The sequence below is a fragment of the Lentzea californiensis genome (genome assembly GCF_024648825.1).
GTDB lineage: Bacteria > Actinomycetota > Actinomycetes > Mycobacteriales > Pseudonocardiaceae > Lentzea > Lentzea californiensis.
Genome location: NZ_JANBBE010000010.1, coordinates 28,364 through 50,142, shown reverse-complemented (window position 1 = coordinate 50,142; position 21,779 = coordinate 28,364). Strand labels below are relative to the sequence as shown.

General features: G+C 70.5%; 14 protein-coding genes and 1 pseudogene. 5 read left to right on the top strand and 10 right to left on the bottom strand.

Translation table 11 applies throughout. The features are described 5' to 3' along the window. Nucleotides 1–9 precede the first annotated feature (9 nt). The 4 genes from LX88_RS30710 (at nucleotide 10) to LX88_RS30695 (ending at nucleotide 5,310) form a co-directional block, all read left to right on the top strand. Nucleotides 10–717 carry an SGNH/GDSL hydrolase family protein gene (locus LX88_RS30710; RefSeq protein ID WP_258951263.1) on the top strand — a complete coding sequence of 236 codons (708 nt, stop codon included), beginning with the start codon at nucleotides 10–12 and terminating at the stop codon, nucleotides 715–717. Between the two features lie 4 nt (nucleotides 718–721). Next, entirely contained in the window at nucleotides 722–2,935 is a 2,214-nt protein-coding gene (locus LX88_RS30705) for a molybdopterin-dependent oxidoreductase (RefSeq protein WP_258951262.1), read from the top strand. A gap of 309 nt (nucleotides 2,936–3,244) precedes the next feature. Then, nucleotides 3,245–4,777 carry an MFS transporter gene (locus LX88_RS30700; RefSeq protein WP_258951261.1) on the top strand — a complete coding sequence of 511 codons (1,533 nt, stop codon included), beginning with the start codon at nucleotides 3,245–3,247 and terminating at the stop codon, nucleotides 4,775–4,777. Then, complete coding sequence (locus tag LX88_RS30695; protein ID WP_258951498.1) at nucleotides 4,774–5,310, top strand: hypothetical protein; 537 nt, start codon at nucleotides 4,774–4,776, stop codon at nucleotides 5,308–5,310. Before LX88_RS30700 ends, LX88_RS30695 begins: the two co-directional genes overlap by 4 nt. Nucleotides 5,311–5,344: 34 nt before the next feature. On the opposite strand, the pseudogene LX88_RS30690 reads toward LX88_RS30695, so the two are convergent. Both LX88_RS30690 and LX88_RS30685 read right to left on the bottom strand, forming a co-directional pair. Continuing rightward, nucleotides 5,345–5,566 (bottom strand): annotated as a pseudogene (locus tag LX88_RS30690) (transposase); the annotation flags it as partial. Nucleotides 5,567–5,778: 212 nt separating this feature from the next. Further along, nucleotides 5,779–7,050, bottom strand: coding sequence for a DUF1963 domain-containing protein (locus tag LX88_RS30685; protein WP_258951260.1), 1,272 nt, complete (start codon nucleotides 7,048–7,050; stop codon nucleotides 5,779–5,781). A gap of 201 nt (nucleotides 7,051–7,251) precedes the next feature. On the opposite strand from LX88_RS30685, the gene LX88_RS30680 reads away from it, so the two are divergent. Next, nucleotides 7,252–7,677: a GtrA family protein gene (locus LX88_RS30680; RefSeq protein WP_308203472.1), complete on the top strand. Its 426-nt coding sequence runs from the start codon at nucleotides 7,252–7,254 to the stop codon at nucleotides 7,675–7,677. Here the strand turns inward: LX88_RS30680 and LX88_RS30675 are convergent. Genes LX88_RS30675 through LX88_RS30640 form a run of 8 tightly spaced genes read right to left on the bottom strand, consistent with a single transcriptional unit; the run spans nucleotide 7,674 to nucleotide 21,658 of the window. Next, on the bottom strand, nucleotides 7,674–10,034 hold the full coding sequence (locus LX88_RS30675; RefSeq protein WP_258951259.1) for a galactose oxidase family protein: 2,361 nt from the start codon (nucleotides 10,032–10,034) through the stop codon (nucleotides 7,674–7,676). The two genes, LX88_RS30680 and LX88_RS30675, sit on opposite strands and share 4 nt — an antisense overlap. Beyond that, entirely contained in the window at nucleotides 10,031–11,554 is a 1,524-nt protein-coding gene (locus LX88_RS30670) for an ArnT family glycosyltransferase (RefSeq protein ID WP_258951258.1), read from the bottom strand. Before LX88_RS30670 ends, LX88_RS30675 begins: the two co-directional genes overlap by 4 nt. Nucleotides 11,555–11,560: 6 nt before the next feature. Further along, on the bottom strand, nucleotides 11,561–12,259 hold the full coding sequence (locus tag LX88_RS30665; RefSeq protein WP_258951257.1) for a class I SAM-dependent methyltransferase: 699 nt from the start codon (nucleotides 12,257–12,259) through the stop codon (nucleotides 11,561–11,563). Continuing rightward, nucleotides 12,259–13,233: a glycosyltransferase family 2 protein gene (locus LX88_RS30660; protein ID WP_258951256.1), complete on the bottom strand. Its 975-nt coding sequence runs from the start codon at nucleotides 13,231–13,233 to the stop codon at nucleotides 12,259–12,261. Before LX88_RS30660 ends, LX88_RS30665 begins: the two co-directional genes overlap by 1 nt. A gap of 30 nt (nucleotides 13,234–13,263) precedes the next feature. Then, a complete protein-coding gene (locus tag LX88_RS30655; RefSeq protein ID WP_258951255.1) occupies nucleotides 13,264–13,914 on the bottom strand; it encodes a PIG-L deacetylase family protein in 651 nt (216 codons plus the stop codon). Beyond that, complete coding sequence (locus LX88_RS30650; RefSeq protein WP_258951254.1) at nucleotides 13,911–20,213, bottom strand: type I polyketide synthase; 6,303 nt, start codon at nucleotides 20,211–20,213, stop codon at nucleotides 13,911–13,913. Before LX88_RS30650 ends, LX88_RS30655 begins: the two co-directional genes overlap by 4 nt. 3 nt (nucleotides 20,214–20,216) lie before the next feature. After that, entirely contained in the window at nucleotides 20,217–21,026 is an 810-nt protein-coding gene (locus tag LX88_RS30645) for an SDR family NAD(P)-dependent oxidoreductase (protein ID WP_258951253.1), read from the bottom strand. Continuing rightward, complete coding sequence (locus tag LX88_RS30640; RefSeq protein WP_258951252.1) at nucleotides 21,026–21,658, bottom strand: acyl carrier protein; 633 nt, start codon at nucleotides 21,656–21,658, stop codon at nucleotides 21,026–21,028. Before LX88_RS30640 ends, LX88_RS30645 begins: the two co-directional genes overlap by 1 nt. Between the last annotated feature and the right edge of the window lie 121 nt (nucleotides 21,659–21,779).

The window sequence follows — 21,779 nt, the reverse complement described above, 5'->3', positions numbered from 1 at the left end:
GAGATGCCCATGACCGGGACGCTCTCGGCACCACCGCTCTACCGCAACGAGAAGGAAGATCCGCGCACCCTGGACCCCGGTGCGTCGGACCGACTGCTGGCAGGCGCGCCGTGGCGCCGGTTCGCCGTGATCGGCGACAGCGTCGCCGCGGGCGTGGGCGAGGACGTCGACGGTTACGGCAGCGGGGGCTGGGCCGACCGCATCGCCGGAGCCCTGGAGTCGGCGAACGGCACTCTCGGCTACCTGAACCTGGGCAGGCGAGGCCTGCGTCTCGCCGAAGTGCGTGAGCAGCAGCTCGCGCGTGCGCTGGCGTTCGAGCCCGACCTGGCCGCGGTCGCCTGCGGCGGCAACGACGTGCTGCGCAGGGACTTCGACCCCGACGAGTTCACGCGTGCGTTCACCGATCTGGTGTCCGAGTTCACCCGGCGCGGCGTCACGGTGATCACCGTCGGGGTGTTCGACATCTCCCGTGCCGGATTTCTGCCGGCCCGGCTGTCGGCGTTGCTGGGCCGGAAGGTGCGGACCTTCAGCGAGCGCACCGCCGGGGTCGCAGCCGAACTCGGTGCCGTGCACGTGTCCCTGACCTGGCTGGACGCCGCCGAGGACCCGTCCATCTGGAGCGAGGACCGTCTCCACGTCAACGGCCGCGGCAACGCCATCGCCGCCGCGGTGGCGATCCGGGAGCTGGCGAGCCACCTCGAGACCGCTGCGCGGTGAGGACGTGACGGACTCGCTGCGCATCTGCCCGCTGTGCGAGGCGGCCTGCGGGCTCACCATCCGCCACGAGGCAGGGCGGGTCATCGCCGTCCGGGGTGACGAGGCGGACGTGTTCAGCCACGGCTACCTGTGCCCCAAGGGGGCGTCGCTGGGCGGGTTCAACGACGATCCCGACCGCCTCGACGCGCCGCTGGTCCGCCGGGACGGCGAGTTCACCGAGGTCGGGTGGGACGAGGCGTTCGCCGAGGTCGCTCGCGGGCTGGGGATGGTCCAGGCTGCCCACGGCCGCGACGCGGTCGCCCTGTACGTGGGCAACCCGATGGTGCACACGCTCGGCATCTCGCTGTACTTCGCCCCGCTGCGCGAGGCGCTGGGGACCCGGAACGTCTACACCTCGGCGACCTTGGACACCATGCCCAAGAGCGTCGCGTGCGGGCTGATGTACGGGGACCCGATGGCCATTCCGGTGCCCGACGTCGACCGCACCGATCACCTGCTGGTCCTGGGCGCGAATCCGCTCGAGTCCAACGGCAGTCTCTGGACCGCTCCGGACCTTCCCGGCCGGATCCGGAAGCTGCGCGAGCGGGGCGGACGGCTGGTGGTGGTCGACCCGGCCCGCACGCGCACCGCCGCGGCCGCCGATCGGCACGTCCAGATCACCCCCGGCGGTGATCCGTACCTGCTGGCCGCGATCATCCACGTGCTGTTCGCCGAGGACCTGGTCACACCGCCGAGTCCGGACCGGTTCGACGGATCGGACGTGGTGAGGGCGATGGCCGCCCGTTTCCCGCCCGAACGGGTGGCGCCGGTGTGCGGTGTGGACCCGGACGGCATCTGGGAGCTCGCGCGCGAGCTGGGCGCGGCCAGGACGGCGGCGGTCTACGGGCGGCTGGGCACCAGCACGACCCGGTTCGGCACGGTGACGAGCTGGCTGATCGAGGTCCTGAACGTCCTGACCGGCAACCTCGACCGGCCGGGCGGCACCATGTTCGGCCGGGCCCCGCACTCGGTCCCCCGGCCGGACGCACCGTTCACCACCGGCCGATGGCGCAGCCGGGTCCGCGGCCTCGCGGAAGTGTCGGGGGAACTGCCCACCGCGACCCTGGTCGACGAGATCGCGACACCGGGTCCCGGGCAGGTCCGCGCGCTGATCGGCGTGGCCGGCAACCTGGTGCTCGCGGCCCCGAACGGCGAACGCCTGGACGGCGTCCTCGACGACCTGGACTTCATGGTCAGCGTGGACCCCTACCTCAACGAGACGACGCGGCACGCGGACGTCGTCCTGCCGCCCCCGCGACCGCTGCAGTCACCGCAGTACGAGGTGGTGCTGGCCCGGCGGGCGGTCCGGCAGGTCGCCCGGTACTCGCCGCCGGCGTGGCCGCTCGAACCCGGCCGGCCGGGCGAAGCCGCGATGATGGCCCGGCTGGTGCACATCGCGGCCGGACGGGGGTCGACGCCGCCCCCGGAGGCGGTGGACGAGGCGGTCATCGATCGGGCGCTGCGGGCCGCTGCCGCCGTGCCGGGTTCGCCACTGGCCGGGCGGGAGACCGGTGAGCTGGCGGCGCGGCTGACGGGAGCCGACTCGGTCGAGCGCCGGATCGACCTGATGCTGAGACTGGGCCCGGCGGGTGATCTGCTCGGTCTGCGGCCGGGGCTGAACCTGGCCCTGCTGAAGGAGAACCCGCACGGCATCGACCTCGGTCCGCTGGAACCGGCGCTTCCCGGGGTGTTGCTGACGCCGAACCGGAAGGTCCGGCTCGCTCCCGAGGAGCTCGTGGCCGACGTCGACCGGCTGGAGCGGCACCTGGACGCTCCCCGACCGGGTTTCCAGCTGATCTCGCGACGGCAGCTGCGCTCGCTCAACAGCTGGTCGCACAACGTCGGGTCGCTGGCCGGCGGATCGACGGTGTGCCGATTGCGCCTCCATCCCGCGGACGCCGCCACGCTGGGCGTGTCCGACGGGCAGCCGATAGCCGTGCGCGGCCGGCACCGGGAGGTGGTCGCGGTCGCGGAGCTCACCGACGCCATCGCGCCCGGCGTGGTGAGCCTGCCCTACGGCTGGGGCCACGACCGGCCGGGCACCCGCCTGCGCACGGCCGCAGAGGAGCCGGGCGTCAGCATCAACGCGCTCACCGACGAACAGGAGGTGGATCCGCTCTCCGGCACCGCGGTGTTCAACGGGGTGCCGGTCGAACTGCGGCCGATCACCGCGACGTAGGTCGCCGGGACGCGGTGCGGTCCGGTCCCCCGGCGCACGGGACCCCCTGGGCACAATCCCGCCGGGGCCACAAAACAACCCTGAAAGCAAACCATTCCACTAGGCACACAATTGCTCCGACCGCAAATAAATCCCCGGGCATATCACCAGTTCCACCGCAACAGCGTCGGCAACAATTCCTGAGCTTGACAATGTCCAGCGCGCTTGCTTATGGTCGGTCAGGTTTCCGTCAATCGACATTCGAAGGTGTGCATGACCGCGCCTACAACGCTGCCGAAATCGCGACAGCAGTTGATTCTTGCCGTTCTCATGGTGTGTTCACTGCTGATTTGGCTGGACAACACCGTCCTCAGCATCACCCTGGAGACCCTCGCCGACCCCGTCCGCGGGCTGGGCGCCAGCCCGGCGGAGCTGCAATGGGCCACCGGCGCGTACACGCTGGTCTTCGCGACCTTGATGTTCACCGCCGGTGCGCTCGGCGACAGTTTCGGCCACCGCAACGTGCTCGCGGCCGGACTGGTGATCTTCGCCGCGACCTCGATCTGGGCGGCGTACGCCGGCGACGCGGGACAGCTGATCGCGGCACGCGCCGCGATGGGCATCGGCGCCGCTTTCATCATGCCCGCCAACTTCGCCATCCTCCTGTGGACTTTCACCGGTCCGGGGAGAGCGACGGCGATCGCCATTTCCTCGACGGCGACCGGCGTCGGAATGGCCGCGGGCCCAGTCCTCGCAGGGGTCCTGCTCAGCCATTTCTGGTGGGGTTCGGTCTTCCTGATCAACGTTCCCGTTGTCGTGGTGGCGCTGGCCGGAATCATCCTGCTGGTACCCAATTTCCGCAGCCCCACCGTGCGACCGCTGGACCCGGCGGGAATTCTGCTGTCGATCAGCGGGCTCTCGACGCTGACCTACGGCCTGATCCGCGCGGGACAGGTGGACACCTGGAGCCGGTGGGACGTCTGGGCACCGATCGCGGCCGGGCTCGCCCTGCTCGCCGTCTTCGTGCTCGTCGAACTGCGGACCAGGGAACCGAGTTTCGACCCCCGGCTGCTGGCGCAGCGGATGTTCGGCGGCGGCAACCTGTCCATGTCGTTGCTGCTCTTCTCGGTGGCTGCCGTCACCTTCTACAACGCGTTCTACATGCAGGGCGCACTCGGCTTCTCGCCGCTGAAGGCAGGCCTGGCCAACGTGCCGGCCGCGATCGGCGCCGTCGTGGGTGCACCGCTGGGCGCACGCATGGTCCGCCTGTGGTCCCTGCGTGCGGTCGCCATACCGTCGCTCGCGGTGGCGGCGTTCACCTTGGGCGCGGTCGGCTTCTTCGACCTGGACACCTCGCTCACCTGGATCTCGGTCGTGCTGCTGACCCAGGGCCTCGCCGTCGGCATGGTGCTGGCGCCGGTGACCGGAGCGCTGATCAGCAGCCTGCCGCTGGAACGCTCCGGCGCAGGTTCGGCCGTGACCAACACGGCGCGCCAGGTCGGCAGCGTGATGGGGATCGCGGTGGGCGGCACGATCATGTCGATCGCCTACCGGAACGCGATCGAACCCTCCCTCAGCGACGTCCCGCCCGCACTGCAGGACAGCGTCCGCGTGTCCGCGGAGCAGGCCAGGCACGTGGCCGGCACTCTCGACCGGCCCGGTCTCGCGGAGGCGGCAGACCGCGCGTTCATCCACGCCCTGCACGTCGGCGCGGTCTGGATCATGGTCATCGCCCTCGTCGCGACAGCCGTGCTGGTGTTCGCCCTGCGTCCCACCGGGGAACGCACAGGGCCGGCGCGGCAGGCAGAGGACGGTCCGGGCAGCAGCCGCTCCGCGGCGGAGGGCGTCTCGCACGCCGGGTGACCCGGGTTCACGGCGTTGACCCGGATGCCGCACCGCGGGCCGCCGCAAGCGCGGCGGCCCGCGGTGCTCCACGGTGCGGCGCGGTTGGCATCGCGGGTGGCGCCGAGCCGGTCGTAGTGCGCGACGACGCCGTCGCCGCGGTCGGGACCGACCGCACCCTGAACCGCGTGCGCGCCAAGGAGAACTGGGTGTGGGCAGCCGACCTCGTGCCACACGCCGTGCGCGCGTTCCCACGCGCGGGGCGCAGCAGCCGTGACACTCGTCAAAGCATTGGGCAAAGGATTCCACCGAAGCGCTCGACGGCTGAACGCCGCAGCCGCTACACCGATCTGGACTGCACCCGCGACGCCAACCGGTGCCGCCGGGCGTCACGCCGCTTCCGCCCGGCCCGCCCACGCGGACGCACCAACCGCCAGATCGCCGACGAGTTGTCCTGTCCCCTCGCACCGTCGAACACCACGTGGCCCCGTGCCATGCACACGCTCAACGTCGACTCACACGCCGCGTTCCAGCCTGGCGGCCTGCAGGGCTGATACCGCTCGAACATCGGCTCCGACAGGTCCAGCAGCCGTCGGCGCGCAGTTCGGCGAGCAACCGCTCGTGCAGCTGTTGCCAGACACCGGCTTCATGCCACTCAGTCAACCGCCGCCAACAGGTCGAGCCCGAAGCACCGGACAAGGCGGTGGGTAGCCGGTTCCAGCCGACGCCGGTGCGCATCGCGTAGAGGATGCCCTCCAACTCGGCGCGGTCGTCGGCACGCCTGCGACCCGGATAGCGGAAACGGCTCGGGGACACCGCGATCTTGGAACGCCCTGTCCCGCAGGCAAAGCCGACACGCCAGCTCATTCTGAACTGATCACTAAGGGAGAAGGTCGCGCCGCCTGCCGCAAGTTCCTGATCGCTTGTCGCAGATCCGCGTGGCGAGGTCACGGCAACAACGCGTGAGTTCGACAGCGAGGCGGCAGTGAGGCGTGCGATGCGCGGCGACCGAGTGACGACCCCTATTCGGTGAACATGGTGAACGAACGCATCTGGTCGAAGCGCTTCGCGGCGAGATCATCGAACCTGATCAGGAAGCATCCGTAGTAGAACTCGCCGTTCGTGGGGAACTGGGCGAGCGGCACCCATTCCTGGATCAACCGGCGCTCCTCTTCGCCCTGCAGGCGGAACCGCTCCTCCATCGGCATGTCGGCATCAGCTGCCCGCAGGCTCGTGACGCTGTCGAACGCCATCTGCGCGTACGGGTTGTCCTGGCCGCCGATCTCCCGGCAGTACCCGCCGATGCGAAGCGTGCAGAAGCGGTCCTGATCCGGCCAGAGATCGTCGACGAGCTCGCACAGCTGCTTCACGGCGTCCGTTTCGGACGTGACATCGCGCCGTTCGATCCAGTCGGGCAGCACCGGTTGCACCCATGCGGTGAGCCTGCACTCGGGAATGAGGAACGGGATGGGCTCCATGAAGAACGTCCTGGTGTCGTGGCCGGGCGGCGGTGATGCCACCTCCGTTTCCGTGCCGGCTGGGACGTGGAGGACTTGCGAGAACTCGGTGGTGGGATGTTCTTCGATGTCTTCCTCGTGGTGCAGGAAGAACAGCAGCGCACCGTCCGCCGGCAGGTCAAGCCCTTCGGTTCGAGGGAGGGCCGCGCAGTCGACGGAGCCGATGAACGGCAACGGGTACTCGTCGCCCGGCCACTCCATGCCCGCCGGTAACTCAGGAAGCCCACCGAACTGCCCGACGACCTCGTCCCCGGCACCGCTTGGACCCGCCCAGATCGCGAACCGGAGCTGGTCGGCGAACTTGTCGGTCTCGTCCTGCGGGATACCTCGATCGATTGCGGCGCTGCGGAACTGCTCATGACGATCCATGGCGCAGCATGATCGCAGATCGGTGGAAGCGCTCCCCCTCACCATCCACAGTGCTGGCGCCAGCTCCGCCGGCGGCAGGCCGGGCTTGCTCGGCCAGATCGATCCCTTGACCATGTACGGGTGGTCCGCGCCGCGAGTGCTGATCGCGGCCGATCCGCCGCTGAGCACCGTCTCCGTGCCGTCGTCGTTGACGGTGGTGCGACGGCCGATCCAGGTGATCCGGTCCGTCCCGGACGGGCCCTTCGCGTACAGCTTCTGCGGGCTTCCGTTGTGCGACACCCACACCTGGTCCTCGCTCAGCGCCGTGGCCCACGACAGGTCGATCGTGCCGGTCGCGAGCGCGAGGTGCGTGCGGTCTGCGCTCAGCAGGCCGGGCGCTCGTCCCGTGCTGCTCGTGGTGCCCAGCACGGTGCCGAAGTTCGGGCCGCCGCGCAGCTCGAACGTCGTCGTGGTGCCGTTGTGGAGGTATGGCCAGGTTGCGCCGCCGTTGACCTCCTGCCGCCACAGCTTGGCGGCCTTGCCGGCGCTGACGGTCGTGGAACGCCCCTGCCGGACCCGTTCCGGGTTGACTAACCCCGCTCAGGCGTATTTCATTGACAGCAAAGGGAAATCCCGTCGACCGTCACCGGTGCGGAGGGCGTCATCGCGGCTCTTGGGGGACAGCTGCTGCGCTTCGCGGCAGTCGGCGTCGCGAGCACACTCGCGTACCTGGTGCTGTACAGCGGATTGCGCGGCGCGATAGGCCCGTTCGCGGCGAACAGCGTGGCGTTGCTGGTGACCGCCGTCGCCAACACGGCGGCGAATCGCAGGCTGACGTTCGGCAAGCAGGGCAGGGAGAAGCTTGCTCGGCAACACTTCGAGGGACTGGTGGTGTTCGGGCTCGGTTTCGCGCTCACCAACGGCGCGCTGGCACTGCTGGGTGCCGGCGCGCCGCGAGTGGTGGAGCTGGTGGTGCTGCTGGTCGCCAGCGTCACGACGACGCTGGCGAGGTTCGCGGTCATGCGGTTCTGGGTGTTCCACCCGCGCCGGGACTAGCCGATGTGGATGGTCGTCGCCACGCTCGGCGTTCCGGCCGCGTCCAGGGCGAAGAGCATGTACTCACCCGGCAGGGCGACGCCCCGATCAGCGGGTACGGAAAGCGAGTAGTTCGTGCCAGCGGACGAGACCACCGGCAGCGGGACGCGGCGCTGGTCGTTGTTGACGGAGTGGGTGGCAGCTCCCATTCGGACCAGCGAGAACGACTGCACCGCACGGTCGGTCCGCACGGGCACAACAGCTCCCGGAGCGGCGAATCGCGGCACCGTGACGAGGATCGGGCGGTCGCGTGGGGTGCCGTCCGCGTTGAGCAGGTACGGCGGGGTGAAGATCTGCCCGTCGAAGTGGTTCGTGGCGCACTTGCCGCACAGGCCGCCGCCTCCGGAGAAGATTCGGCCGTCCGGCAGGAGGTTGGCCACGCTGTGGTAGTTGCGCGGCACGGCCATGGTCGCCATCGGAGTGAACTCGCCGGTCGCCGGATCCCACAGTTCCGAGGTCATGGCCGAGGCCTCGTCGCTGAACGGCGCCGCGTGGGCCTGGCCGCCGACCACGAAGACCTTGCCGTCAGGCAGGACGGCGCTGTTGGCGAAGGTTCTGGCGTGTCCGAGATCGGCGACGCGCTGGACCACTGGCTGTGCGCCGTTGATGTCCACTGTGTACGCGCGGCGCGTGGCGGGAGCGTCCTGGTAGGCGGTCGCACCGCCCACGGTCAGGATCTTGCCCACGTCGTAGAGGACCGCATTGCCGTTCATGGCGTCCTGGGCGTCACCGCGTGGGCCCGCGTCCGTCAACGAGCCGTCGCCCGCGGTGCTGATCCAGTGCATGGAGCGCGACGGGCCCGCGTGGAAGATCCGGCCGCCGGAGGCCGCGAGGTACCAGCCGTGGTTGTCGGAGCGGTAGACGCCCTGTGGATCGTCGGTCAACGTCCGGTCCACCCGCACACCGGGGAGCTTACGCCAGCCGGACGACGACCAGACCTCACCGTGCTTGCCGCCGTTGCCGCCGCTCCACGAGCCGCCGAACACGAACGCGCCGCCATCCGGTAGCGCGGTCATGCCTTGGTAACCGCGGGGGATGCGCAGGCGCGGACCGGCCTGCCAGCTGTCGGTCGCCGGGGTGTAGATGCTGGTCTTGTCGCTGTTGCTGCCGCCCGTGACCATGAGGCGGCCGTCTGCCAGTTGGGCGGTGCCGGGACAGAACATGTCATGACCGGTGGTAAACACCCGACGCCTGCTCACCGCGCCGGTCCCCAGGTCGAGAAGCGCGGTCTCGGTCGAGCCCCACGAACCACCGTGGTCGTCGGCGAGGACGGAGGACCAGACCAGCACCTTGTTGCCGGGCAGGGTGGCCGTCGCCACGGGCACGATCGGGAAGCCGATCATCTCGCCCCACGAGCCCGAGACGGCCGGATTCGCGGGCGCGCTCAGGGCGATCTCGGACGCACCGGCGTCACTCGACGCGCTCAGCCGGACGTACCGCGCGGTGACCGGTGGGAACGTCGTGCTCTTCTGCAGTTCGTCCTCAGGCCACCGGCCGGTGGCGACGGGGCTGAACGCCACCCCGTCGGCGCTCACGTGCACCGCGTACGACCCGATGCGGCCGAGGCCGTCCCGGCGTGGCTGGTAACGCAGTGCCGAGACGGTGACCTGTGCACCCATGTCGAGGGTGATCCAGTGACCTCCCTGCCAGAACGTGGCGGGGTCGCCGTCCAGAACGCCGCGCCCGTCACCGCTGTCCGTGCCCGCGACGGTCCAACCCGCGCGAGGCAGCTCGACCAGGCCCGGCAGGGATCCGGGGTCGCCGAGCAGGTTCAGCTCGGCAGCGGAGGACCACGGGCCGCGGTCACCCGCCTCGGAGGTCGCGACGAGCCGCACGAACCTCGTGGCCCGCGCGGGGAAGCTCAACGTCTTCACCGACGCGGTGTCCGCGAGCGTGCCGATCGCGACCGGGGTGCTCCACGTCTCGCCGTTGTGGCTGAGCCTGATCTCGTAGCCGCCGATCGTGCCCTCGCCCCCGCCCGGCCGCGGCAGGTAGACCAGTGCGGACACCACCTGGATCCGGTGCATGTCGATGGTGATCGAGTGCGGCAACCCAGCGGGCGCGACGCGGTACCTGCTGTGCCAGAACGTGCTGTTGTCGCCGTCCAGCACCTTGGCCGCCCAGAACTGGCCGGCGATGACCTCCTCATCGCTGGCGGACGCGGTCCAGCCGGTGCGAGGTAACGTCGGCGCGTTCGGCGTCATCGCCGCGGCGGGCAACACGTGGTGGCCTGCGCCCGGACCACCGGTGGTGAGCACGGCGACGGCCAGCACCACCGCACTCACCACCGCGAGCACGAACGTCCACCCGCGTCTCATTCGCGACCGTCCCAAGGCAGTGTGGTGTGCCGCAGCTCCGGCCAGAGGCGGTCGATCGGCACGCGCAGGTCCCGGCAGAGGTGGATGGGCGTGTGCGTCTGCTCCTGGTGCACCGGCGAGGTGTGCGGGTCGATGAACGTCCGGCTGAGCTCGTGGCTGCCGCAGCTGCGCTTCAACGGCTCCGGCAGCTCGTCGACGTAGATCACGGTCCTGGTGTCCGGCGGCGGCGGGCCGAAGAAGTACGAGCCCTGCATGTCGCCGTACACCAACGGCAACGAGTGCTCGTCCCGCAACCGTTCCAGCACGCTGGAACGCCAGTAGTCGCCCGCGATCACCACGGTGGTGTCGCGTTCCGATTCGGGAACCTGCCGCACGACCTCCGACACGGCGACGGCCAGCCCGTCCCAGTCGAACCGGTGATCTGGCAGCAGGTACCGGTTCACACCGCTCAGCCAGCCGGGTCCGACCGGGATCAGCGCGGGCAGCAGCACCGCGACGGTGAGCCCCAGGGCCGGCAGGGCGGTTCCGTTCCAGAGCCACCGCTTGCGCTCGGCCAGCTGTCCGAACTGGACCGCACCGACCGCGATGCCGAGCGGGAAGAGCCCACCGAGGTAGTTGCGGCGCAGCTCGACCAGCCACACCAGCGCGACGACGACAAGGAGCACGACACCCAGGAACCGGTTGTCACGACCATGTCTGAGCAGCCACCACGTGCCCCAGCAGAACAGCGCCGCGCCGGCGATCCCCAGCCACGAGAACAACGACGGGAAGAACACCAGATGCCCGCCGAGCGCCTCGGCGTCCGCCCAGATGGCGGGCCCCTCGTCCGCCTGCGGCCAGCCGTTGCGCGCCTGCCAGGCCAAACTCGGGATCGTCGACAGCGCCGCGAGCAGCCCGGCCAGCCACACGACCGGTTTGCGGAAGACGTCACGCGGGCCTGCCAGCCCGAGGGCCAGGGCCACGACGATCCAGAACACCCCGATGATGTACTTGCCCTGCAACGCGAACGCGGTGGCCAGCCCGATCCCCCACCACAGTCCGTCCCGCCGGGTGCGCGTCCACCGCACGAGCAGCCAGGTCACCGTCGCCCAGCAGGCCATGTCGATCGCGTCCGTCGTCACGGCGCGGGTGTGCACCAGCGTGTAGGTGCTGAGCATGAACGCCGCGGCGGCCAGCAACTGGACTTTGCGCCGTCCTCCGAACTCGCGCGCGATCAGCGCGGTCACGAGGATTCCCGCACACACCGCGAGCACCATCGGCAACCGCAGAAGCATCCGCGAGCCGGGCATGAGCGTGTCGGAGAGCCGGGCCAACGCGGCCACCAGCGGAGGCTGGTCGGCGTACCCCCAGGCGAGATGATCTCCCGCCACGAGGAAGAAGTACTCGTCGCCGGCGAGTTCGTACCCGTTCTGCGTCACGCAGACGAGCACGCCGAACGCGACGACGAGCGCCGGCACCGCACGGGACAGCGGTGGCAGCATCGAATGTCGTTCTTCCGTGATCTCGACCGTGGTCGACATGTCACCTCATGTCTGTGGACGGCGGGCATGGACGAGCAGGCTGACCCCTGGCCACCTGCCGACGCTGAGGTACCGCTCGGCGCCGACCACGGCGGCGAGCGTGCGGTTCACCAGCGGATGCGGCTCCTGCAGATCGCTGCCTGACACCCGTTTGCGCCGCCACGCCGCGACGGGCCGCAGCAACACGTTCCAGGAGCGGCAGGATCGAATCTCGAACCCGTTGCGCCACAGGAGAGCCTGCAGTGACGAACGGGTGTAGCGGCGCACGTGCCCGACGGCGACGTCGTGCGCCGACCACAGCCGGGGATCGGCGGGAACCGTCGCGAGGAACGTGCCTCCAGGTTTGAGTACGCGGTGGATCTCGGCTGCCGCGGCGTCGTCACGGGAGATGTGTTCCAGCACGTCGAACGCGATGACGAGGTCGGCGGTCCGGTCCGCGAAAGGAAGATGGCACGCGTCGGCCCGCACGACGGGCAGTCCGCGCGCGGCCGCGATCGCCGCGCCTTCCTCGCCGTGCTCCACCGCCGTCGAGCGCCAGCCGTGAGCGACCAGCACACGGGTGTTGCCACCACCGGCGGCACCGACGTCGAGTGCGATGCCCGGTGTCAGCCGTCTGATCATCCGGGCGAGCAGGTGCCGCCGCTCCCGGTACCACCAGTGCGAGTCCTCGAGGCGCGCCAGCTTGCGGATCTCCTCGTGGTGCATCAGGACACCTTCCGCGCGGACGCCGTCTCGGCGGAGTCGTACGCGACGAAGAACACGGGAAGTTCCCTCTGCGCCTTGAGGATCCGGCCGACGTACTCGCCCAGCACCCCGATGCACAACAGCTCGATCGCGGCGAACGCCGACACGATCGTGACCGTGGACGTCCAGCCCGGCACCGCGTGCCCGAGCAGACCGCCCACCACGCCGTAACCGGTCGACAGCAGCGCCGCGAGGAACCCCAGCAACCCGAACCAGGTCGCGAGCCGCAACGGGGCGAGCGACCAGTTGATCACCGACTCCATCGCCAGCCCGACCATCTTCGCCAGCGGGTACTTCGACCGTCCCGCCGCACGTCGTTCCCTGCGGTAGCGCACGATCGCGGACGGGAAGCCGAGGGCGGGCACCACGACCCGCAGCACGCGCCCGCGTTCGGCCACCGCGAGCACGGCGTCGACGGTGGCGCGCGACATCAACCGGAAGTCGCCGGCGTCGCGTGGCGCGTCCACTCCGGACAGCCGGCGCAGCAGCCGGTAGTACAGGCTCGCGGTGCGTCGTTTGAACGCGGTGTCGCTCGACCTGTTCGCCCGCACTCCGTAGACCACGTCGACCTCGCCCGCCCGAGCCTCGGCGAGCAGGTCCGCGATCAGCTCTGGTGGGTCCTGGAGGTCCGCGTCGATCGTGACCACCCACCGTCCGCGAGCCCGCGACAGACCGGCCGACAACGCGGCCTGGTGCCCCGCGTTCGCCCGCAACCGCACCACTCGCAGCTGCGGCCACGTCCGCAGGACCCGTTGCAGCAGCACAGGTGTCTGGTCTGCCGACGCGTCGTCGACCGCGATCACCTCGTACCGCACGCGCAGCCCGTCGAGCACCGGGCGCAGTCTGCCGAGGAAGCTCGGCAGCACCTCTTCCTCGTCGTACATCGGGACGACCACCGACAGCTCGGCTTCCGCCAGGTACTCGATCGCAGCCACTTCTCCCCCGTTCAGCGGCTTCCACCGTTGTCAGTCCACTTCGGACAGATTCAGCTCCCGCACGATCCGGAACGACTCCGCGTACCTCAGCTTCGGGTCCACCGCGTCGAGCACACGGCGGTGCACGTGCTGGTGGTGCGACACCGCGGCCAGGTCGTGGAAGAGCCGCATGTCGAGCTGCGCCTGCGAACCGAAGCACGCCAGCGCCTCGACCTTGACCGCCATGAGCTCCTTGGTGGCCAGGAAGAACGACGTCGGGTCGAAGCCCGTGCTGTACGGCGATCGGAAGTGGGCCAGCGCACGGACGTGACCGAGCGCGACCGCCGTCGTCTCCTCCCCCGCGACGCGGTGGTCCAGGTGCTGGTCGTGCGGGAAGTGGGTGTACACCAGGTCAGGCCGCGCGTCCTCGATCACGGCGGTGACCTCGTCGCGGATCAGCGCCCGGTGCTCGACGAACCTGGTGTCGGGTGCCGGCGAGAAGGTGTACTCGCCGACACCCAGCACGGCGCCTGCCCGCAGCGCTTCCTCCCGCCTCGGCTCGGAACCGCCCGGATCCGGCGTTCCGATCGTCAGGCAGTGCACCCGCACGGCGTCGCCGGACCGCACGTGAGCGTGGATCCGCATGGCCATCGCGAGCTCGGCGTCATCAGGGTGCGCGGCGACCACGAGCACAGCGGTCATCGCGGACCCCACTCGGCCGGCACCTTCAGCCGCAGGCCCTCGACGGACACCAGGACCCGTCCGTGAGCATCGGTCATCTTCAGGTCGTAGCCGCCGGTGTGCGCCACCGAGACGAACACGTGCTTCTCGCCGGGAGTTCGACACGGGTAGAGCACGACCTTGCCGAACGCCGCGGGCAGGCCCTGATCCGTGTTCGCCGACTGCACCGCGAACACCGCCCGCAGAGCCGTGTCGAGCTCCGGCGGGTCGACGACGCGTCCGCCGGCTCGATACGCCGGCTCCTCGCAGGTGAACCGCCCTGCGGCCGCGAAGTCCGGGTGCGCCTCCGCGTGCAGCCGGGTGGCGAACCGGCCGGTGTAGTCGATGCCGAACCGGGCCGCCTCCCGCACCACGTCCGGGCCGTCGCCGACGCGCTGAACCTTCGCGAGATCCACCTCGTCCCGCCCCGTGGTGGCCTTCCAGGAAGCCGTCGCCACCAGCACCGACCCCGGCCCCGGCAGATCTCCGCGCAGCACCGGGGACGTCTCCAGGCGGAGCTGGTCACCGGTGACGACCACCCGCGTAGGCCGACGGCCGGAGCGACCGAGCACCAAGCCCTGGTGGAACACCACATCGCGCAGCTCCAGGCGTTCCGGAACCGTGGCGGTCCCTGCCAGGACCGCCTCGGCCAGCTGTTCCACCAGCTGCACCGCCGCGATCCGCACTCCACCGCGGACCTGGTGGCCCGCCAGGTCGGCATCACGGGGGTCAGTCGCGTCGTACAGCCGGTGAACCGTCGTGGTGGCGCCGGAACCGGTCGTCGCGTCGACCAGCCACCACCGCTCGCCCGGCGGAGTGGGCGTGCTCGTCCACCGCCGGGCGAGCGCGGGCAACGGCACCGGCAGCAGCACGACGTGCGATGCCAATGTCGGCGCTGCTGCCACGACGTCCTCGGACCAGCGGACACCGGCGTCCGGGTCGAGGTAGCGGAAACCCCTGCCCTCCAGACGACGTTTGGTCTCCGGGTCCGCCGCCATCCCGACCTGGTTCCACGCGGGCCAGCCGACGTACTGCGCCACGACCTCCGGCCGTTGCGCCCGCAGCCTCGCGGTCGCCTTCGCCAGGTACTCGTTGGCACAGGAGTAGTCCGTCTGGCCGGGCAGCCCGACCGCGCCGGACACCGACCCGTGCGCGACGAACAGCCGCAGTCCTTCTCCGGCGAGGTCGATCAGCGTGTGGCAACCCAGGACCTTCACCGCGACCGTGTCTTCCCATTCGCGTGCGGGCTTGGCGGTGATGCGGCTGGACCGCTCGACGCCGGCACCGTGGACGACAGTGCGAACCACCCTGCCGCGCAACCGCCCCCGCAACGCCCGCATGCCGGCCACGTCGCAGACGTCGACCAGCTCGTGCGCCACGCGCACACCCGCCCTGGCGAGCCTGGCCAGCGTCACCCTGGCCTCCACCGCCCGCCGGTGCCGCCGCCACTCGCGTTCGAACTCGTGCAGCGACCGTTGCGGGTTGCTCCGGCGCCACTCGAGGAGCTGATCGGTCTTGCGGTCGTCAGCGAGCTCGCGCAGGCACTCCTCTTCCGTGCGCTCGGCCGCCGGCGTGCGACTCAGCAGGACCAGCAAACCTCTCGGGTCGTTCAACCGCCGCGCGGCGGCACAGACCATCTCGGCGACGATTCCCGTGGTACCACCGGAAACCACCACCACGGCTTCCGGGTCGTGCAGCGCGTCGAGCAGTCCCGGTCCAGGCGCCTGGTTCGGCGGCACCGGCGCGAGCTCGGTGCGCCACCAGTCGCGGGCGTCCATGCCGAACTCGTGGTAGCCGGCAGGTGGGCGGCCCAGTCCCGCGATCCGTCGTGCCGCGGAGGAGCGGGCGTCCGGACCTACGTCGAGGACGGCGGTGGCGGCCTCCGGGTACTCCTGGCCCAGCGCACGGGTGAAGCCGGTGAGCGCGCCGCCCGCCGGGTTGAGCAGCGACCGCGAGGAACCCAGCCGTCCGTCCACGGTGGTCACGACGAGCAGGCCGCCAGGTGAGCGCAGCTCCCAGCCGGTCGCCAGTTCCGCGGTGACCGCTCTCAGCTCGGCGAGCTCTGCCATCGTGGCCTCGGCACCGGGCACGCCTTCCCCTGCCTGCTCGGCGGCGACCCAGACGAGCCAGTCCGCCTCGGAGCACACCTCGGCGCCCGCAGCCGTGAGAGCGTCCGCGACTTCCGCGGCCAACGCACGATCCGGCCCGGCCAGTCGCACGGAGACGCCACGCCAGGACGTGCCGGTGTAGGGCTTCGCGGCCACCGGAACCGGTGTGAACAAGGCGAATTCCGCAGGTTCGGCTTGCACCGGCTCCAGTCCGGCCACCCACAGGCCTTCAGCCAGCCGGCGCAGGCCGCTGTGCGCCGAGGTGACCCCTGGCAGCGCGAAATGCGGCTCGTCACCGAGCACGGCGTCGACCGAACGGCTCAACGAGCGGCCGGCGCCGCACTCGACGAACCTTCGCGAACCTCCAGCGGCCTGGCGGATGAGCAGGTCGAGTCGGACCGGCTCGGTGTAGAGCGCGGCCAGCGAGGTCCTGATCGCCTCGGGATCGGCGGGGTAGAGCCCGTTCAGCGCGGCCGAGTAGACGGGGATGACGGGCGGGGACACCTCGATCTCGTCGAGCACGGCACGCAGCCGGGACACCGCGCCGGCGAGCAGCGGCGTGTGGAACGGCAGGTGCACGTCCAGCCTGGTGCAACTGATCTGCTCGGCAGCCGCCGTGGTGATCACCTGCTCGATCGCCTCCGCCCAGCCGGAGATCACGCAGAACGCCGGTCCGTTGACCGTGCCGAGATAGGCACCCGGCACCGCGTCCACCAGCCGGGCAACGGTGTCCGGCGAAGCGAAGACCGCGGCCATCAGGCCCGCGCGGCCGTCGACGACTTCCTCCGCGAACTCACCGCGCGCCCAGCACGCCCGCAGGGCGTCGTGGAACCGCAGCACGCCGGCCGCCACCAGCGCGCCGAACTCCCCGGCGCTGTGGCCGAGCAGCACGGCGTCTTCCTGCCGGAACCACCGCCACACCAGGTGGGCGGACAGCAGACCGAGCACCTGGGAGGTACCGGACCGCGCGGCCAGGTCGCCGAGATCGGTGATGTCTCCGGACTCCAGCGCCCCGGCGATGATCCGTCCAGGCTCGCCGAGCACCTCGGGCAGTGCGGCCACCGCGTCCGCGCCGCCGTTGCGCGCGAGCCAGGACACCGCGGTGAAGTCCTTCGTGCCCGCCTGACCGGGAAACAACGCCACGGCAGGTCCGGAGCGCACCGCCGGGCCCGCCCAGACCGCGGACTCCGTCACCTCGGCGACGCGGGAACCGGCCGCGCGCAACCGGGAAGCGAGAACGGCGCGTTGCGCTCGAGCGGCCTTCGACGTGGGGGCGAAGACCGACGCGCGCCACTGGCCCGTGCTGCCGGTCGTGCCGGAGTCAAGGCGGTCGGCCAGGTCCACGGCGCTTTCGGCGGCGAACCTGGGAGAGCCGGCAGCCTGCTCATCCGTGCGCGCGGACGTCGTCGGAACGTACTCGTCGACGATCGCGTGGAAGTTCGTCCCGCCCAGGCCGAACGAGTTCAGTCCGGCACGGCGCGGCTGGTCACCGTTCTCAGGCCACTCCGCCGCCCGGTCCACGATCCGGACCTTGCCTGCGAGGCTCGCCGCCAGGTCACCGGGCGACCTGAACCCCGGCGTCGCGACCATGGTGCGGTTGCGCAGGCACAGCACGACCTTCAGCAGACCGGCGAAGCCCGCCACGGACTTCAGGTGGCCGTAGTTGCCCTTCACGCTGCCCAGTGCGACCTCGCGACCCTCGGTCGCCATCTCCTCGGCGATCACCTGCAGCTCGGACGAGTCGCCGAGCACGTTGCCGGCGCCGTGACCCTCGACGTACTGGGCGGTGGACGGATCGATGCCCGCCAGGGCGTAGGCACGGCGCACGACCTCGCGACGGCCCCGCACCTGCGGAGCCAGCATGCTGCGGCCTTTGCCGTCGCTGTTGCCGACGCATTCGCGGATCACCGCGAGGACCTCGTCGCCGTCGCGTTCGGCGTCGGACAGCCGCTTCAACGTGAACACAGCGGCGCCCGAGCCGATGACGAAGCCGTCGGCGGTGCGGTCGTAGGGGCGTCCTTCTCCGGTCGCGGACAGCGAGCCGATGGCCGAGAGCGCCACCTGGTTCGTCACGTCGACGCCGATGCTCGCACCACCCACGACCGCGAAGTCCAACCCACCCGCACGCAGTTCCTGGATCGCCACGGACAACGCGGCCAGGCCCGACGCGCAGGCCGAGTTCACCGACACCGCCGCGCCGAGCAGGTCGAGACCGCCCGCGACCCTGCTGGCGCCGAGCACACCCTGGCCGGCGACCGAGGCGTTCTCCGTCACCGCGCCCAGACCCAGCTCCTGGTCGGCGAAGACCTCCGCCGCGAGCGACGGATCCTGGACGTGCCTGGTCAGTTCCTCCTGCCAGCGCTGGAACATCAGGTTGCGGATGAGGCTGTTGCGGCCGTCGCTGTCGAGGATGTCGGTGACGAACACGCCCGAACGGGCGCGAACGGCGGGATCCTCCGGCAGCACGTTCTGCGCGGCCAACTGCGACACCGCGTTCAGCAGAAGCAGGTGGTCGTCGAACATCTCGCCCGCGACCTTCGGCAGGATTCGCCAGCGCGCGGGTTCCGCCAGCACGGGCTTGTCCACGATCGACGAGACCGGGCAGATCGTGCGGTCGCGGTGCGAGCTGTCGCCGGAGTGGAACTCCTCGAACTCGCGGACGTACCCGGCCAGCTGCTTTCGCACCGCCGTGGCCTGGCTGAGGTGTTCCCACACGCCGGAGACGTCGTTCGCGTCCGGCATGATCGCGGCCATGCCGGTGATCGCGATGGGCTCGCGGCGCGGCGCGGCGGAGACGGGCCGCGAACTGACCGCGGACTCGACGATCATGTGGTAGTTCACGCCGCCGACGCCGAAGCTGCTCACCGCGACACGACGCGGGCCCGGCGCCAGCTCCTCCGTCTGCTGAGCCAGTCGCAGCTTGTCCGCGTGTTCGGTGACGAACGCCGCCGGAGTTCCGACCCCGACGGACGGTGGGATGCGGCCGCGGTCGAAGACGTAGAGAGCCCGCAACAGACCCACCATGCCCGCCACCTCGATGGTGTGTCCCACCATGGACTTGGCCGAGCCGAACGGGATCGCGTCGCGATAGCCGGCGGTGCCGTAGGTCGCGAGCATCGCCGCGTGTTCGGTGCGGTCACCGACCTGCGTGGCTGTGCCGTGGGCCTCGATGTAGTCGATCTGCTCCCCCGGCGTGAACTCGCCTTCCTCCCAGGCACGGGTGATGGCCAGTTCCTCGGCGCGTTGTGAGGGCGACCATGGCGCGGTGCCTCGACCGTTGGAGCTGCGGCCGATCGAACGGATCACACCGAGCACCGGCATGCCCTGTGCCACCGCGTCCTCCGCACGCACGAGCGCGACCATCACCGCGCCCTCGCCGGGCACGTACCCGCAGGCGCCGGCGTCGAACGGGAACGAGGGGCCTGGCGCCGAGGCCTGCGCCTTGGACGACACGACGGTCATCTCGGCCGCCTGCACGCCGATCGCCGCCACCAGCGCCAGGTCACAGGTGCCGTCGCGCAGGGAGAGGCACGCGGCGCGCAGCGCGGCCAGTGAACTCGCGCAGTTGGCGTCGACGGCCATCTGCGGTCCGCGCAGGTCGAAGTAGTTCGCGATGCGCCCGGCCAGGATGTTGCCGTTGACCGCCGCGTCCTCGCGCAGGTGCGGGAACCGTTCCTGAAAGCCGCGGTGGAAGAAGCCGACCTCATCCGCCAGGTCCGGCCGCAGCTCACTCGCCTTGCGCGACCATTCCTCACTGGCGTGATAGGCGACCATGCTGAGCTGGGTTCCCAGGGTGCCGCCGACGTTGGCGACCCACACGCCCGTGCTGTCCTTCGGCAGCCGGCCGGCCTCGTCGAGCGGGCCCACGACGCGGTGGCCGAGCTCCAGCGCCAGCCGGTGCGTCGGGTCCATTCCGGACAGTTGCTTGGGCGGCAGCTTCGGCGGCTTGGAGAACTTCCACTCCGGCAGCAACGCCACGGTGTCGCTGCGGCCGCGGTTGACCGCGCGGGGATCGGCCGAGTGGTAGATCGACCGGTCCAGCCACGTCTTGGGCGCCGGCGCGATCGCCGTCCGGCCCTCGTCCAGCGCGCGCCAGAACGCGGGCCGGTCCACCGCACCGGGCAGCAGGCATTCGCTCGCGACGATCGCGACCGGCTCGAACAACCGCGCCACGGCTCACACCCCCTCGGACTTCTTGGCGACACTTCCGTTGCGACGCTGCATCGTGAGGCCCGGCCGGCGCATCGACGTGGTGAACCCGCCGTCCACGCTGATCACCTGACCGTTGATGTAGTCGGACTCGCTGCTGCACAACCACAACGCGGTCCGCGCGAGCTCTTCCACGCTGGTCACGCCCAGCGGTGCCTCGTCCTCGAAGACCTTCCACAGGTCGTCGGCCCACGTGAACGACCGCAACGAGAACGTCGGGATCACGTTGGGACGGACGGTGTTCGCCCGCACGTCCGGCGCCCACTCCAGCGCGATCGACCTGATCAGAGCCTCACCGGCGGCCTTGCTCGCCCCGATGGCGCTGTAGCCGGGCATGCCGCGCTCCGCGCCGATGCTCGACACGTAGAGGAACTTCCCCCCAGGACGGAACAACGGCCGGAAGTGCCTCGCCAGCGAGATGATCGCGTACGTGTTGACCCGCAGCGCTTCCTCGAACTGCGACCACGTCGTCTCGTCGACCGAACGCTCGTAGCCGCGTGCGGCGTTGTGCACGATGATGTCGATCGCGCCGTACTTGCGTGCCACGACGGCCGCCAGGTCGCGGACCTTGGACTCGTCGCCGATGTCGGCCTCGACGTAGATGGCCTCGCCACCGGCTGCCGCGATGTCTCTGGCGAGGATCCGGCCGTCGGCCGCGCTGCCGCGCGAGTTCAGCACCACCTTCGCGCCACCACCGGCCAGCCCCACCGCCACCTGGCGCCCGTACCCGCGGCTGCTGCCGGTGACGAGCGCGACCTTTCCCGCGAACCGGCTCATCACGCGGACACCGCGGCGAGCCGTTCGCGGTTCAGGCGATCGGTAAGGTGGCCGGCGAGACTGCGGATCGTGCGGTGGTCGACGATCGAGAAGTCCTCCTCGAAGAGGAGCTGGTAGTGCTCACGCAGCTTGCCCAGCGCCTCGACCTGCTTGACCGAGTCGATCGCGAGGTCGGCCTCGAGGTCGGCGTCGTCGTCGAGGACCTCCGCCGGGTACCCGGTGGCCTCCTCCAGCAACTTCACGAACTCGGCACGAACCTCCTCGTACTCCCACGGCGTGCTGCGTTTCTCGACAGCGGGTTCGGCTTCGCCGCCGGCCGACGGGTCGAAGAAGTCGAGCTCGGCAGGAGGATCAGCGAGCCGTGGTGCGGTGGCGATCGCGGGAGGTGGGGCCGGCGCGGCAGCGACAGGTGCCACCGCGACAGGTGCCGGCGCGGGCGCCGCACCGTTCCCGTCATGCCCGGCACCCCGCGAAATCGTCCAGATCGACGTCAGCGCCGAGGCCCAGGCTGCGGGCTGCTCCGTCAACGAACGCACGAAACCCGGCCCGAGCGCGGCCAGGAGCTCGTCACCGAACAGAATCCGCGCCGCCAACTCGCTCGCGGGATCGAGCGTTGAAGTGCTTTCCGGCATTGACCTTCCTCCCCCTCGTCCCGGCCCGGCGAGTCCACAGTGGAGTGATGACTCCCGCGGGCCGGGGGAACTGACCGACTCAGACGATTCTTCCCAAGGCACCAGGCACTGTCATTGGCCT